The organism is Mesorhizobium sp. WSM3224 (assembly GCF_000427725.1).
Classification (GTDB): domain Bacteria; phylum Pseudomonadota; class Alphaproteobacteria; order Rhizobiales; family Rhizobiaceae; genus Mesorhizobium.
Genome location: NZ_ATYO01000010.1, coordinates 37,739 through 52,261, shown reverse-complemented (window position 1 = coordinate 52,261; position 14,523 = coordinate 37,739). Strand labels below are relative to the sequence as shown.

At 64.6% G+C, this 14,523-nt stretch carries 13 protein-coding genes; 4 read left to right on the top strand and 9 right to left on the bottom strand.

Annotated elements, in window-relative coordinates:
* Nucleotides 1–59 precede the first annotated feature (59 nt).
* From YU3_RS0118305 to YU3_RS36740, 4 genes are read left to right on the top strand one after another with little or no spacing between them, the layout of a single operon-like run.
* Nucleotides 60–1,607, top strand: a complete 1,548-nt coding sequence (locus YU3_RS0118305) for a sugar ABC transporter ATP-binding protein (RefSeq protein ID WP_027167619.1) — start codon at nucleotides 60–62, stop codon at nucleotides 1,605–1,607.
* On the top strand, nucleotides 1,604–2,584 hold the full coding sequence (locus YU3_RS0118300; protein WP_027167618.1) for an ABC transporter permease: 981 nt from the start codon (nucleotides 1,604–1,606) through the stop codon (nucleotides 2,582–2,584). Before YU3_RS0118305 ends, YU3_RS0118300 begins: the two co-directional genes overlap by 4 nt.
* Nucleotides 2,581–3,567, top strand: a complete 987-nt coding sequence (locus YU3_RS0118295) for an ABC transporter permease (protein ID WP_027167617.1) — start codon at nucleotides 2,581–2,583, stop codon at nucleotides 3,565–3,567. The genes YU3_RS0118300 and YU3_RS0118295 overlap by 4 nt, the downstream gene beginning before the upstream one ends.
* A gap of 44 nt (nucleotides 3,568–3,611) precedes the next feature.
* Nucleotides 3,612–4,115: a gluconokinase gene (locus tag YU3_RS36740; protein ID WP_036258857.1), complete on the top strand. Its 504-nt coding sequence runs from the start codon at nucleotides 3,612–3,614 to the stop codon at nucleotides 4,113–4,115.
* A gap of 17 nt (nucleotides 4,116–4,132) precedes the next feature.
* On the opposite strand, the gene YU3_RS0118285 is transcribed toward YU3_RS36740, so the two are convergent.
* The 9 genes from YU3_RS0118285 to pbpC form a co-directional block, all read right to left on the bottom strand.
* A complete protein-coding gene (locus YU3_RS0118285; protein ID WP_027167616.1) occupies nucleotides 4,133–5,278 on the bottom strand; it encodes a hypothetical protein in 1,146 nt (381 codons plus the stop codon).
* 158 nt (nucleotides 5,279–5,436) lie between these two features.
* Complete coding sequence (locus YU3_RS0118280; RefSeq protein ID WP_027167615.1) at nucleotides 5,437–5,886, bottom strand: Rrf2 family transcriptional regulator; 450 nt, start codon at nucleotides 5,884–5,886, stop codon at nucleotides 5,437–5,439.
* A 251-nt stretch (nucleotides 5,887–6,137) separates the two neighbouring features.
* Nucleotides 6,138–7,124 (bottom strand): sulfate ABC transporter substrate-binding protein, encoded by a 987-nt coding sequence (locus tag YU3_RS0118275; RefSeq protein WP_027167614.1) that lies wholly within the window; start codon nucleotides 7,122–7,124, stop codon nucleotides 6,138–6,140.
* 203 nt (nucleotides 7,125–7,327) lie between these two features.
* Complete coding sequence (locus YU3_RS0118270; RefSeq protein WP_027167613.1) at nucleotides 7,328–8,368, bottom strand: sulfate/molybdate ABC transporter ATP-binding protein; 1,041 nt, start codon at nucleotides 8,366–8,368, stop codon at nucleotides 7,328–7,330.
* Nucleotides 8,369–8,497: 129 nt separating this feature from the next.
* Entirely contained in the window at nucleotides 8,498–9,382 is an 885-nt protein-coding gene (cysW, locus tag YU3_RS0118265; RefSeq protein ID WP_036258853.1) for a sulfate ABC transporter permease subunit CysW, read from the bottom strand.
* Nucleotides 9,375–10,226: a sulfate ABC transporter permease subunit CysT gene (gene cysT / locus YU3_RS0118260; RefSeq protein WP_027167611.1), complete on the bottom strand. Its 852-nt coding sequence runs from the start codon at nucleotides 10,224–10,226 to the stop codon at nucleotides 9,375–9,377. Before cysT ends, cysW begins: the two co-directional genes overlap by 8 nt.
* Nucleotides 10,227–10,319: 93 nt before the next feature.
* The gene (locus YU3_RS0118255) at nucleotides 10,320–11,348 is read right to left on the bottom strand and encodes a sulfate ABC transporter substrate-binding protein (RefSeq protein ID WP_027167610.1); all 1,029 of its coding nucleotides are present in this window, start codon (nucleotides 11,346–11,348) and stop codon (nucleotides 10,320–10,322) included.
* Nucleotides 11,349–11,550: 202 nt separating this feature from the next.
* A complete protein-coding gene (locus YU3_RS0118250) occupies nucleotides 11,551–12,252 on the bottom strand; it encodes a M15 family metallopeptidase (protein ID WP_036258850.1) in 702 nt (233 codons plus the stop codon).
* Between the two features lie 121 nt (nucleotides 12,253–12,373).
* Entirely contained in the window at nucleotides 12,374–14,464 is a 2,091-nt protein-coding gene (pbpC, locus tag YU3_RS0118245) for a penicillin-binding protein 1C (protein ID WP_027167608.1), read from the bottom strand.
* Nucleotides 14,465–14,523: the final 59 nt, after the last annotated feature.

Genomic DNA, 14,523 nt, shown 5'->3' with positions numbered 1-14,523 from the left:
AAGATGCTTCGCGGCGCCGGGTTCCCGCCATCTCGATTGCAAGCTGCCCTGGAGGACCGATGGACGGTGCGGTTCCGCTCTTCCGCATGGAAGGCATATCCAAACGCTACGGTGGCGTGCGGGCGCTGGAAAAGGCCGAGCTTTCGGTCATGCCCGGCAGCATCCACGGCATCCTCGGCGAAAACGGCGCCGGCAAGTCGACGCTGATCAAGGTCATGGCCGGCGTCGTCGCGCCCGATGAGGGCAGTATGATGCTCGACGGAAGCGAGGTGAGCTTCGCTTCGCCGGCCGCCGCCAACCAGGCCGGCATCGTCTGCATCTTCCAGGAACTGTCGCTCGTCCCCGAACTGAGCGTCGCCGACAACATCATCATTTCCAACCCGCCGACGCGTTTTGGCATGATCGACCGCAAGGCGCAGCGGCGCATCGCGGAAGAGGCGCTGGCGCGCGCAGGCGCCGCCGACATCCACCCGCTGGCGCTGGTCAAGGATCTTCCGCTTTCCAGACGGCAGATGGTCGAGATCGCCAAGGCGCTCGCTCGCAAGCCGCGCATCCTGATCCTCGACGAGGCGACCTCGGCGCTGACCGCGGCCGATGTCGCCAAGATTTTCGGCGTGCTGAAGCGGCTGCGGGAGGAGGGGCTGGCGCTGCTCTACATCTCGCACCGGATGAACGAGATCGCCGAGCTGGCCGACCAGTGCACCGTGTTCCGCAACGGCCGCAATGTCGCGAGCTATGCCGCCGGTTCCAAGAGCGACAATGAGGTTGTCGAGCTGATGATCGGGCGCGAATACAGCCATATTTTTCCGCCCAAGCCAGTGCGCCTGCCAGCGGCCATCGCCCCGGTGCTCGAAGCGCGCAAGCTGTCGTGGACAGACCGGCTGGACAATGTCTCGCTGACCGTCGCGGCCGGCGAGGTGGTGGGCCTCGGTGGCCTCGACGGCCAGGGCCAGCGCGAGTTGCTGCTCGCCTTCTTCGGCGTGCTGCGCGGCCTCTCCGGAGAGATCCTGATCGATGGCAAGCCGGTGGCGATCGCCAGCCCGGCGGCCGCGCGCGAGGACCATATCGGCATGGCGCTGATCCCCGAGGACCGCAAGACGGAAGGGTTGATGCTGCCGATGACGGTGCGCGAAAACCTCTCTTTCGCCGCTCTCGACCGGCTGTCCAAAGCCGGCATCATCGACCGCGCCGCCGAACAGCGGCTGATCGACGACGTGGTAGGGCTGCTGGCGATCAAAACGGCGGGCCTCGACATTCCGGTCGGCGCGCTGTCGGGTGGCAACCAACAGAAGGTTGTCATCGCCAAATGGCTGATGCGCCAGCCGCGCATCATCCTACTCAACGACCCGACACGCGGCATCGATGTCGGCACCAAGCAGGAGCTCTACCAACTGATGCGCAAGCTGGCGGATGCGGGTGCGGCGATCCTGTTCTACTCGACCGACTATGACGAGCTGATCGGTTGCTGCGACCGGGTGCTGGTGCTCTATGACGGCGCGGTCAAGCGCGAGCTGGTCGGTACCGGGATCACCGAACGGGCGCTGATCGCCAGCGCCCTCAACATCCATGGCGGCGACGCCACCCCTAGGCACGGAGCGGACGCGTGAAGGATTGGCGCTACTGGCTTGCCGAACAACGCGGAACGCTGCTGGCGCTCGCCATCTTCATCGTCATGTTCGCGATCTACACCGCGAACCATCCGGCGGGCTTTACCGCCAATGTCGTGCAGACGGCCTCCAACAAGGGCGTGCTGCTCGCCTTCGTCGCCATGGCGCAGACACTGGTGGTGATCACCGCAGGGATCGACCTTTCCGTCGGCATGATCTTCACGCTGACCAATTGCCTCGCCTCCTGGCTGGTCATCGGCACCGGTCTCGAGACCGCCTTCGGGGTCGTCGCGGTGCTTGGCACCGGCCTGCTGTGCGGTGCGATCAACGGCGCCATCGTCATCTATGGCCGCCTGCAGCCGATCGTGGCGACGATCGCCACCGGTGCCGTCTATTTCGGCATCGCGCTGCTGCTCAGGCCGTTCCCGGGCGGCTCGGTCAATGAGGATCTGGCCGATGCGCTCACCGGGCGCCTGTTCGGCGTCGTGCCGGCGAGCCTCGTCGCACTGTTCGCCGTGGTGCTGATCGTCTGGGTGCCGTTTAGCCGTTCGGTGCTCGGCCGCGCGGCTTATGCAGCGGGCTCTTCCGAGACGGCGGCCTACATGTCCGGCGTGCCGATCCGGCGCGGCAAGTTCGCCGCCTACGCGCTTGCCGGGTTGCTGGCGGCGATCGGCGGGCTGTTCCTGACCTTCTTCACCTATACGGGCGACGCAGCCTATGCCAGCGGCAACGCCTACACGCTGTTTTCGATCGCCGCCGTCGTGCTCGGCGGCGTTTCGCTGTTCGGCGGCAAGGGCAGTGCCATCGGCGCGATCTTCGGCGCGCTCGCCTTCCGCACCATTGGCGACCTGCTGTTCGTCTTCGATTTCGACCCGCTCTGGCAGCCGCTGTTCCAGGGCGTTATCCTGCTGATCGCGGTCAGCCTCGGCGCCTTCGCCCTGTTTCGGGTCCGCAACCGGCTGGAGTGGTTCCTGTGAGCGAGACGACCATCGGCGGCATCGCCGGGCGCATGCCCAAATTCATCCGCCGCGCCGATCCGGCCGTTGTCACCGCCTTTGCCTGCATCGTGCTGCTGCTCTTCCTCGGCAGCCTCTATTCGCGCAGCTTTCTGTCACCGGAATACCTGCTACAGCAGCTCAAGGTGGCGTCGTTCCTCGGCGTCATCGCCACCGGCATGATGCTGGTCATCCTGCTCGGCCAGATCGATCTGTCGGTGCCATGGTCGGTGGCGGTCGGCGCCATGATGGCGGCCGCTGCCGCGGCCTACGGCCCGGTCGGCGCGGCGCTTGCCATCCCGTTCGGCATCTGCTGCGGTATCATGATCGGCATCGTCAACGGCATCGGCGTCGCCTATCTGCGCATCCCCTCGATGATCGTGACGCTTGCCACCAACGCCGTCGCGCAGGGGCTGATGGTGGTCTACACTGGCGGTTTCTCGCCGCAGGATTCGGCGACCGGCGCCATGCGTTATCTCGCCACCGGCTTTGCCATTCCGGGTGTGCCCAATGCCGTCATCATCTGGGCGGTGATCGGCGCGGCCATGGTGTTCGTGTTGACCCGCACCGGTTTTGGCCGCAGCGTTTACGGCATCGGTAACCGCGAGCGCGCCGCCTATCTTTCCGGCATCGACACCAGGCGCGTGGTGATGATCGCCTTCGCGGTTTCGGGCGGGCTCTCCGCCTTTGGCGGCGTTCTTCTGGCCGGCTATGCCTCCAAGGCGGCCCAGTCGATGGGTGATGCCTATCTCCTGCCGTCGATCGCCGCCGTGGTGCTGGGCGGCACCTCGATCCTCGGCGGACGCGGCTCCTATCTCGGCACGGTGGCCGGCGTGATCCTGATCACGCTCCTGCAATCCATCCTTTCGGTCATGCAGATGCCGGAGGCGGGGAGGCAGATCATCTATGGCGTCGTCATCGTCGCCATGCTCCTGCTCTACGGGCGCGCGCCGGCAAGCCGCTGACCGTGAATGAAGAAAGCGCAAGACAGCAGACCCCAGGGTTTCGCATGAGCGATCTTCGGACGGCGCCGGCTATCGTCGTGATGGGCGTTGCCGGATGCGGCAAGACGGCCGTCGGCGAGGCGCTCGCCAAGGCGCTGGGCGCCGACTTCATCGAAGGAGACAGGTTGCATCCGCCGGAAAACGTGGCGCGCATGGCGCGTGGCGAGCCGCTGACGGACGCGCTGCGCGAGGGCTGGCTCGACGCCGTAGGCGAGCGTATCGCGACCTCCATTGCCGACGGACGGAAAGCGGTGGCGGCCTGCTCGGCGCTCAAGCGCGCCTACCGCGACCGGCTGATCCGCTTCTGCCCCGGCATCGTCTTCCTCTATCTGAAGATCGATCGCGAAACCGCCTGGCGGCGGGTCGCCAGTCGCAAGGGCCATTTCATGCCCGCAAGCCTGGTCGACAGCCAGTTCGCCACGCTGGAAGAGCCTGCCGCGGACGAACGGGCTGTGACGGTCGACGGAACGCGAACGGTTGCCGAGATCGTGAGGGAGACTATCGAGTAGAGCGGTTATTAGACGCCTCAGGCGCCATCGTTGCCGATCGCGGCTTCAGTCGGCCGCTCGGTCAGCCTCACGGCGCTAGACCAGGCCATCATCTGCTCCGGACACAGCTTGATCGTTTCCAGCATATGGTCGCGCTTCGACAGGATGTATCCGGCCTGAACGGCGAGGTTCTTGGCCGTCGTGTCCTTTGCCGGCGGTGCGGGCGCCTGCGGGCCTGCGTTCAGTTCGCTGACGATCGCCCGATACTGGCGGAAGGGGATCGTCTCGATGGTCGCCATATGAAACAGCGCCGCGCCGGCGCGCGCGGCGAAGTTTGCCGGCGCCGAGGCGAGGTGGGTCCAGCCACGCTCGCCCATCGCCGCTTCGGTGAAGGCGGAGCCGGCATAGACGGTGTTGGTCATCAACACCACGCCATTTGCTTTCAGGGTCTTCTGGATGCGCGTGGTGACCTGATAGGCATCGGTACGCTCAAAGACGATCCGGCTTTTCAGGAAGCGGTTCTCGACCTTGACCAGTGGTGGATTGATGACGCGAAAGCCGAACTTGCTTGGCGAGAAGCCGTGGTATTGCGCGCTCACTTGATGGGCATCGACACCGGCCTCATGCAGCGCGCGCTTGCCCATGATCGTCTGCGCCGTGAACTGGTCACACCATATGATGGCGCCGCGCCCTTTGCGCACGGCTTGCTGCAAACCCTCGAGGCCTTCCAGCCGGATCGCCGGCGCCCAGCGCCAGCCTGCCACGAGATGCGCCGCAAGCGACAGCCGCCGGCGGTGAACGGCGGCAAGCTGTGCCTCGAACATTTCTCGCGTGTCGACGGCATCGCCGAGCACGGCCTTCACCGCGACATCGTAACGGGCGAACTCCTTGCGAAAGTGGCGCCTGCGCCTGAGCCTGGAAACCCAGCGGCAGATGGGTCCCCACCAGGAGACAGGCAGCATCGCGGCGACACCGAGATAGAAACAGGACAGCAGGCTCTCGCGCAGGTCCCGATTGGAAAAGCGACGCAATTTGCCAGGGCGGACGACCCTGCGGCTGAAGAAGCGAACGCACTCATTGCGTTCCGGCACCGCAACGTCGGCAGTGATCTCGGTTTGATAGATGTCGCTCGATGATGGTTGCCGGCTGGCCTTGCGGGAATTGCCAAGCCAAGGCAGCCTCATGCGTCAGAGCCCCGTTTCATCCTCCAGCCGCTTTACTGCGTCCGCGGCGGACTGGCAACCGAGGCCGACAAGCCGAGCCGGGCGGCTTCTCTTTCAGCGCAACTCCGGACGGAAGGCTACGGCGAAGTCGCCGGTCCCAACATTTTTCTCGGATCGCTTTAAATCTGGGAAGTGAGCTCCGCCGGGAAATCGTCATTGTCGGCGTCGCGCATGGCGGCGAGGCTGCGGTTGTCGAGCACCTCGGCGATGGCCTGACGCACTTCCAGCATCATGTGGCGGACCTGGCAGGTGGCCTCGTCGCAGTCCTCGCAGCGCTGGTATTGCGTGCGGCTGGCGCAAGGGATCGGCGCCAGCGGCCCATCGAGCACGCGCACGACATGGCCGATCTTGATTTCGGAAGCGGGCCGGGCGAGGCGGTAACCGCCTTCCTTGCCCTTGCGGCTCTGGACGAAACCGGCGTTGCGCAGCTCGCCCAGGATCGCATCCAGGAATTTCTTCGGGATGTTGTTGGCTACCGCGATGTCGTTGACGAATGCAAGCTGGCCAGCCGGTAGGCTGGAAAGATGCACGAGGGCCTTGAGGCCGTATTTGCCTTTTTTGGTCAGCATGCCCGATTCAGTTCATCAAACCCCAATGCGCCTGCATCTGGCGGTTGTTTGTGTGCAAATCATGACAGTTTGACCGCCGAACGCCCTCTGGACCAACAATTTGCCGGTGCAGCTTAGGCATAAACGCGTTGATTCTTCGTAACGTTTTTCACGTTGGGGTCGGGATTTCCCGCGAACTCATGCAGCTTCGCCTGCACGGAAGAAAGCCGGCAAAGCCGGCCTCCTTGCTCTTCCTGATCGTGGAGCCTTTTTCAGCGGCTGCCATAGGCCTGATCGAGCAGCCCGCCGGCGGCGAAATGCTCTTTCTGCACCTTGTCCCAACCACCGAAAACCTCCTCCACCGTCAGCAGCCGGACATCGGGAAAGTCGGCCTTATATTTCGCCGCCACGGTCGCGTCGCGAACCCGCAATCCGTTGCTGGCGGCGATGTCCTGACCCTCGGGCGTGTAGAGGAAGTCGAGATAGGACTTGGCGAGATCGAGGCTGCCGTGCTCGTCGGCGACCTTGTCGACGATCGCCACCGGGAACTCGGCCAGCAGGCTGACCGAAGGCGTGACCTGCTCGAACTTGTCGTCGCCATATTCCTTGCGAATGCCGCGCGTCTCCGACTCGAAGGTGATCAGCACGTCGCCGATCTCACGCTGGACGAAAGTGGTGGTGGCGGCGCGGCCGCCGGTGTCGAAGATCGGCACGTTGTTGAAGAGCTTGGTGATGAACTCCTTCACCTTGGCGTCGTCGCCCTTGAAGGCTTCCTTGGCGTAGGCGGTAGCGGCGAGATAGGTATAGCGCGCATTGCCTGATGTCTTCGGGTTGGGGAAGATCACCTGCACGTCGTCTCGCACTAGGTCGCTCCAGTCCTTGATGTGCTTGGGATTGCCGGCGCGAACCAGGAAGGACGGCAGCGAATAGAAGGGCGAGGCGTTGTCCGGAAAATCCTTCTGCCAATCGGCGGAGACGAGGCCCTTCTTGACCAGGAAGTCGACGTCGGTGACCTGGTTGAAGGTGACGACATCGGCGCCAAGTCCCTCGGCGATGGCGCGTGCCTGCGCCGAAGTGCCGGCATGCGACTGATCGATGGCGACGCCGGGGTGCTTGGCGATGAAGGCCTTGTTGATGTCGGCGAACAGCTCGCGGCCGACGTCATAAGATGCATTCAAAAGCTTGTCGGCCGACCAGGCTTGGGAGGACGCGAGGACGAGACCGGCAACAGCCGCAATGCCGAGCAATAGACGCTTCATGAAAAAAGGCTCCTTGGAAATGGTCGAAGCTATGGCGCGACCATAGTGGGGAAAGCCTGGTCCGACGAGGCACGCGCTCCGAGAGGCGAGCGGAGGCTTGGAAAATATCTCGCCGAAAACGGCCCTTGGTAGGATTTTCTTCCAGGCGGATTCATGGTGGCGCCATCGCTGGACGCCTGAGGGACGTTGGGCGGAAAGATGCGTCAGGAAACCGGAAAAAGCTTCCAGCGCCGCGGCCTGAAAGCGACGCGGCTCTTCTGCGCCGCGGGATGGTCGACCGGCAGTTCGATCTCGACACGCTGCCGCTCGCCGCCGATTTCGAGCTCGACGCGTCTCGTGCCGGCGACGCGACGGCTCGCGGCAACCGTGCCGGCGATGCAGCCGCTGCAGCCGTCGAGCAGTTCGACGTCGTGCGGGCGGAAGTAGAGAACGGCCTCGCCGGGCGGCGCATGCGGCGCCTGCAGCCCGATCGGCCGGTCGGCGATCCAGACCTCGCCGTTCTCGACCTTGACCGGCAGCGAGCTGGATTCGCCAATGAAGGAGTAGACGAAGGGCGAGTTCGGCGTGTCGTAGATATCGTCGGCGGTGCCGACCTGCTCGATGCGGCCCTGGCTCATGACCACGACACGGTCGGCGAGCTCCAGCGCCTCTTCCTGGTCATGGGTGACGAAGACGGTCGTGTGGCCGGTGCGGTCATGGATCTCGCGCAGCCAGCGGCGCAGCTCGCGGCGCACTTGCGCATCCAATGCACCGAACGGTTCGTCGAGCAAAAGAACCCTGGGCTCGATCGCCATGGCGCGGGCCAAAGCCACGCGCTGGCGCTGGCCGCCGGAAAGCTGCGCCGGATAGCGCTTCTCCAGCCCCGACAGCTGGACGAGGTCGAGCAGTTCGGACGCGCGGCGGCGGATCTCCTGCGCCGACGGCCGCGTGGCGCCGTGCCGGACCTTCAGGCCGAAGCCGATATTGTCGGCCACCGTCATGTGGCGGAACAGCGCGTAGTGCTGGAAGACGAAGCCGACATTGCGCTCCTGGATCGACTTCTGCGAGGCGTCCTCGTCGCCGAAGAAGATGGCGCCCCTGGTCGGCCGCTCCAGGCCGGCGATCAGACGAAGCAGCGTCGTCTTGCCGGAGCCCGACGGCCCAAGCAACGCGATGAGCTCACCCGACCTGATGTCGAGCGACACGTCGTGGAGCGCCGGAAACCGCTCAAACTCCTTGCGCACGTTGGCAACGCGAACTTCCATAAATTGACCTCAGTTAGTTGATGCATGTCGTTATCCCAAAACCGCTACACACTTTTGGGCGACATGCATTCAATCAGTTGATGCATGTCGTTGTCCCCAAAACCGCTGACACTTTTGGGCGACATGCATTCAATGTCCGCGTGTCGCGGCGATCTCGGCGCCGTAGCGCATCTCGAGAAGTGTTTTCAAGACCAGCGTCACCAGCGCCAGGCCGGCAAGCAGCGAAGCGACCGCGAAGGCGCCGACGGCGTTGTACTCGTTGTAGAGGATCTCGACATGCAGCGGCATGGTGTTGGTGAGGCCGCGTATGTGGCCCGACACCACCGAGACCGCACCGAACTCGCCCATGGCGCGCGCGTTGCACAGAAGTACACCATAGAGCAGTCCCCATTTGACGTTGGGCAGCGTCACATACCAGAAGGCCTGCCAGCCGGTGGCGCCAAGCGAGAGCGCGGCCTCCTCGTCGCCATTGCCCTGTTCCTGCATCAGCGGGATGAGCTCGCGCGCGACGAAGGGGAAGGTGACGAAGATGGTAGCCAGCACGATGCCGGGCACGGCGAAGAGGATGACAATGCCATGTGCCCTCAGCCACTCGCCGAGCAGTCCTTGCGCGCCGAACAGCAGCACATAGACCAGGCCCGAGATGACCGGCGACACCGAGAAGGGCAGGTCGATGAGGGTGGTCAAGAACGCCTTGCCCTTGAATTCGAACTTGGCGATCGCCCAGGCGGCCGAGATGCCGAAGATGACGTTGAGCGGCACCGAGATCGCCGCCACAAGCAATGTCAGGCGGATGGCGGAGCGCGTGTCGGGGCCGGAAAGGGCTTCCGTGTAGGCGCCTATGCCTTTGGCCAGCGCCTCATGGAACACGACGATCAGCGGCAAAAGCAGGAAGACGGCGAGGAAGACGAAGGCCGTCCCCATCACCACCCAGCGCACCGGCCGGCTTTCGGTCACCGCCGCCGACTGGCTCTCGTGGTGCGGCTCGTAGGATTTGATCTCGGGATCAGCCATAGCGCTTGCGGCTCCATGTCTGGACGAGATTGACGACCAAAAGCATCAGGAAGGACAGCGCCAGCATGATCGCGGCGATCGCGGTCGCCGCCTCGTAATTGTATTCCTCGAGCCTGATTACGATCAGAAGCGGCGCGATCTCGGACTTGAAGGGCAGGTTGCCGGCGATGAAGATAACCGAGCCGTATTCGCCGACGCCGCGCGCGAAAGCGAGCGAGAAGCCGGTGATGATGGCCGGCGCTAGTCCCGGGAAGAGCACGCGGGTGATGATCTGGAAGCGGTTGGCGCCAAGCGTGGCGGCGGCCTCCTCGACCTCCTTGTCGATCTCTTCCATGATCGGCTGAACGGTGCGCACGACGAAGGGCAGGCCGATGAACACCAACGCGATGACGATGCCGAGCGGCGTATAGGCGACCTTGATGCCGAGCGGCATCAGAAGCTGGCCAATCCAGCCATTCGGCGCATAGAGCGTGGTGAGCGCGATGCCGGCGACGGCCGTAGGCAGGGCAAAGGGCAGGTCGACCATCGCGTCGGCGATGCGGCGGCCGGGGAAACGGTAGCGGACCAGCACCCAGGCGACGATGGTGCCGAACACGACGTTGACGGCAGCCGCCAGGAAGGCGGTGCCGAAGCTTATCTTCAGCGCGTTGAGGGTGCGTCGGTCGACGGCGATCGCCCAGAAATCGGCCCAGCCGAGCGCGGCTGAACGCCAGACCAGACCCGACAGCGGGATGAGGATGATGAGCGTGAGGTAGGCAAGCGAGAAGCCGAGCGTCAATCCGAAACCCGGAATGACACTCGGCTGTCTGAATCGCCACCCCGCCTTGGCGGGTGCTGTGGTCATGCTGTTCTGGATCGTCCCTTCTATTCAAACCAGAATGGCTTCGCGCAGTCGCGTTCGGCCGGCATGCCCGTGAGGCTCACCGGCCGTCCGGCCTCACTGCGCCGGCTTGTAGATCTGGTCGAATATACCACCGTCGCCGAAATGATAAGGCTGCGCCTTCTTCCAACCGCCGAATTGCGGATCGTCGATGGTGACCAGCTTGATCGCCGGCAGCTTGGCGAGATCCTCGGCAGGCACTAGGTCGGGCTTGGCCGGTCGGTAGTGGTTCTTGGCGATGATGGTCTGGGCGTCCTTGGAATAGAGCCAGCCCAGATACGCCTCCGCCACTTTGCGCGTGCCCTTCGCATCGACATTGGCGTCGACGACCGCGACCGGCGGCTCGGCCAGGATCGAGGTCGGCGGGTAGACGATGTCGAAATTGTCGGCGCCGAATTCGTCGAGCGCGAGATAGGCCTCGTTCTCCCAGGCGATCAGCACGTCGCCCAGGCCCTTCTGCGCGAAGGTCACCGTTGAGCCACGCGCGCCGGTATCGAGCACCGGGACGTTCGCATAGAGCTTGCCTACGAACTCCTTGGTCTTGGCCTCGTCATTGCCGTCATTGGCGTTGGCATAGGCCCAGGCTGCGAGATAGTTCCAGCGCGCGCCGCCCGAAGTCTTCGGGTTCGGCGTGATCACCTGCACGCCGTCCTTCACCAGATCGCTCCAGTCGTGAATGCCCTTGGGATTGCCCTTGCGCACCAGGAAGATGATGGTCGAGGTGTACGGCGCTGAATTGTTCTCGAACTTCGTGCGCCAGTCCGGGTTGATTTTCTTCGTCTTCGAGGCGATGGCGTTGATGTCGCCTTCGAGCGCCAGCGTCACGACATCGGCGTCGAGGCCGTCGATGACCGCCCGGGCCTGAGCACCTGATCCGCCATGCGATTGCTGGATGGTGACCGTTTCGCCGGTCTCGGCTTTCCAGTGCGCCGCGAAGGCCTCGTCATAGGCCTTATAGAGCTCACGTGTCGGGTCGTAAGACACGTTCAGGATAGTCGTATCGGCAAACGCGAAACCGAGCGTGCCGAACTGGACAGATGTGGCGACCAGCGCGCCGAGCAGTTTCCTGAAATGAGGGTTGGTCATTTCCGTCTCCGTTGAACTGCTGCGAACTCTACCGAGTTTATAGAATTTAGATGCATTGAATGTTGCCTTTTTCACCTCCTCGAAGCAATTTTTCGCCGAGCTTGGTCCGTTTGAGGAAATAACTTCCTCATCCATCGGCCGTGTGGCTCTTCATCAGCCGGCCTAATTAGAAGCGGTCGGGGTCAAGACAAGCCCGGGCGTGTCAGTTGGCAGTGACGGGAAAATCGAAGCGCTGTTTGGGAAACGGCTCTTTCGCCAGGGTGAAATGCCACCATTCGCGCGCATAGTTGCGGAAGCCGGCGGCGCGCATGGCGACAAGCAGCATCTTGCGGTTCGCTGCCGCTTCGGTGGGGAGAGGCTGGTGCGCCGTCTTGCTCATCGGATCGAAGCAGTCGAAACCGGTACCGAAATCGAGCGTGCCGCCGTCCGGCGCACCGCAGGTTGGATGAACTGGACTTTTCTTGCCGGCTTCAGCGACAGCGAGGTCGACCGTCGAGCCGCGCGAATGGCTGGAAAGCTCGCCGACATAGCCCTTAGCGATGAGATCGCCGCGTTCGACCGTGGGATGCCATTGCGGGTCGGGCGGGCCGCCATCTCTTGTCCATCTGCCCATGTCGGCGACCGCGCGCACCGGGCGGTAACAGTCGAAGACGATCAGCGTCAGTCCTTTGGCGGTCATCGCTTTCTGGACGCTGGAAAGCGCCTTCGCTGCCTGCGCGGTCAGGATGCAGACTGGCGCGTCATAGCCATCGGCCTTGCGGTGCAGGAAGTTCTCGAGGCCGGCATAGCGGATGTCCTGGCGGATGGTCGGGTCGATATCGGAGAGCCTGACGAAGCCGGCGGGCAGGGGATCGGCGTTGGCTGGGAGGGCGGTTGCGGATAGGAGAGCCAGCGTTGCAGCCATGGCAGCTCCAGCCAGAGAAGTACGGCGCGAGGCACCCCCCTCTGGCCGGCAGGCCAGAGGGGGGTGCCTCGCGCCATACATCAGGCGGAGAAGCGCAATCCCCTGAATCGCTTGCCGCATCTTATTCGACGAACACCTTCACACTGGCCGCCCGACCAGCGGCATCAATTACCGTCAGCGTCGAATAGCCGGTGCCGTCTGGCTGCCACGTCGCGGTGCGGCGCCGGTCGATGCCGGCGAGCGGCTTGCCGTTGGCGAGCCAGCGGAACGGTGCGCGGCCGCCCTGCAGTTTCAGCACCAGCGGCGTGGCGTCGGCCGAATTGGTGCCGAGATCGACGCGAGCGCCGTTGGGCGGGAAGATGATGGTCGGTGCCGGCTCGGTGGCGGTGGCCTGGACCAGGCCGTCGGCGCCGGCGCCGAAGCGGGCCAGCGTCACCGGCAATTCCTCGCGTTTGGGGTTGAAGACGCCCGGCGGCCGGCTGGGCAGCGGCACGCTGGCAAGGCCGGAACGGACAAAGCCTTCGAACAGGATGGGTGCTGCCGAGACATAGCCCGACAGGCCAGGGACAGGGCCGGCATCGGCGCGGCCCACCCACACGCCCAGCACATAGCGGCCGTCGAAACCGACGGACCAGGCATCGCGATAGCCGTAGGAGGTGCCGGTCTTGTAGGCGATGCCGCGCTGCATGGCGCCTTCCGGCGGCTTCACGCCGGAGAGGATATCGTCGATCTGCCAGGCTGCCTGGTCGTCGAGGATGGTGGCGGTGATGCGCTCGGCATTGGCGGGCTCGGTGCCGTCATGCAGCGTATGCATCTTGCCGCCATTGGCGAGCCCCGTATAGAGCTGCACCAGATCCCGCAAAGTCACACCGACGCCGCCGAGGCCGATTGCCAGGCCCGGCGCCTCGTTGACGGGCAGGATCGGGTTGACACCGGCCTGGCGGAACCGTGCCGTCAGCCGCGCCGGGCCGACCGCATCGAGCACGCGGATCGCCGGCACGTTGAGCGACAATTGCAGCGCCTGGCGGATAGAGACGTCGCCCTGGTAGCCCATGTCGAAGTTCTTCGGACGGTAGCCGCCGAAATCGGCGGGGCTGTCCTCGATGATCATTTGCTGCGCCACCAGCCCCTGCTCGAAGGCAAGGCCGTAGATGAAGGGTTTCAGCGTCGAGCCGGGGGAGCGCACCACCTTGGTCATGTCGATCCAGCCGGAACGGCTGGCGTCGAAGAAATCGGCGGAGCCGACTTCGCCGAGAATGTCGCCAGTGCGCGCATCGGCCATGACCATGGCGATCGAAAGTTTTGGACCGAGCTTCCTGGCGGCATCCCTTGCCACCTGTTCCAGCCCCTGCTGCACGCTCTTGCGAATTGTGAGCTGCAGCGGCTGGCCGGGAACGGCCCTGGGCAGCATGGCGTAGGAGGCGTGTGCGGCCAGCGCCGGCAGCTTGCGGCGCAGGCCGGAAACATCATCCAGCGCTGCGCGCGCGGCTTCGCGTTCGCCGAGCAGGCCGGCCGAGACCATGCGGGTGAGCACGCGGTCGCGCGCGGCATGGGCGGTGTCGAGGTTGCGGTCGGGCCGGCGCTTTTCCGGCAGTTGCGGCAGCGCGACGAGGAGGGCGGCCTCCGAGACGGTGAGCCGCTTGGGCTCCTTGCCGAAATAAGCGAGCGAGGCGGCGCGAACGCCTTCGAGGTTGCCGCCATAGGGCGCCAGCGTCAGATAGCGTTCGAGGATTTCGCGCTTGGACAGCCGCCGTTCGATCTGGATGGCGCGCAGCACCTGCTTGATCTTGGAGCCGAGGCTGCGGCTGTCGCGCGGCTCGATCAGCCGGGCAAGCTGCATCGACAAGGTCGAGCCGCCGGACACGATATGGCCGCTGGTGACGAGCTGGCCGGCGGCGCGGCAGAGCGCCAGGAGGTCGACACCGCGATGGTCCCAGAAGCGCTTGTCCTCGTAGGTGACCAGCATGTCGACGAACTCTCTGTCGACCTGGTCGAGGCGGGTTTCGAGCCGCCAGTAGCCGTCCGGCGTGGCGAAGGCGCGCAGCAGCTGGCCGTCGCGGTCCTGGACCTCCGTCGAGACCGCCAGCTTTGCCGGCAAGGGCGGCGGGAAGGCGCGGTCGAGTTCCCAGAGCGAGGCGATGGAAAGGGCCGCGAAGCCGGCGAGGCTGGCGCCCGCGATCGCGGTTCGTCTGAGGAATGTCTTGGAGAGCATGACGCCGCCCCTCATCCGCCTGCCGGCACCTTCTTCCCGTATAGTGACGGGGAGAAGGG

Excerpts from the sequence above, each read along its gene's own strand:
- YU3_RS0118305 (WP_027167619.1), top strand. The coding sequence starts at position 60 with ATGGACGGTGCGGTTCCGCTCTTCCGCATGGAAGGCATATCCAAACGC.
- YU3_RS36740 (WP_036258857.1), top strand. The coding sequence starts at position 3,612 with ATGAGCGATCTTCGGACGGCGCCGGCTATCGTCGTGATGGGCGTTGCC.
- YU3_RS0118285 (WP_027167616.1), bottom strand. The coding sequence starts at position 5,278 with ATGAGGCTGCCTTGGCTTGGCAATTCCCGCAAGGCCAGCCGGCAACCA.
- YU3_RS0118280 (WP_027167615.1), bottom strand. The coding sequence starts at position 5,886 with ATGCTGACCAAAAAAGGCAAATACGGCCTCAAGGCCCTCGTGCATCTT.
- YU3_RS0118275 (WP_027167614.1), bottom strand. The coding sequence starts at position 7,124 with ATGAAGCGTCTATTGCTCGGCATTGCGGCTGTTGCCGGTCTCGTCCTC.
- YU3_RS0118270 (WP_027167613.1), bottom strand. The coding sequence starts at position 8,368 with ATGGAAGTTCGCGTTGCCAACGTGCGCAAGGAGTTTGAGCGGTTTCCG.
- cysW (WP_036258853.1), bottom strand. The coding sequence starts at position 9,382 with ATGGCTGATCCCGAGATCAAATCCTACGAGCCGCACCACGAGAGCCAG.
- cysT (WP_027167611.1), bottom strand. The coding sequence starts at position 10,226 with ATGACCACAGCACCCGCCAAGGCGGGGTGGCGATTCAGACAGCCGAGT.
- YU3_RS0118255 (WP_027167610.1), bottom strand. The coding sequence starts at position 11,348 with ATGACCAACCCTCATTTCAGGAAACTGCTCGGCGCGCTGGTCGCCACA.
- YU3_RS0118250 (WP_036258850.1), bottom strand. The coding sequence starts at position 12,252 with ATGGCTGCAACGCTGGCTCTCCTATCCGCAACCGCCCTCCCAGCCAAC.
- pbpC (WP_027167608.1), bottom strand. The coding sequence starts at position 14,464 with ATGCTCTCCAAGACATTCCTCAGACGAACCGCGATCGCGGGCGCCAGC.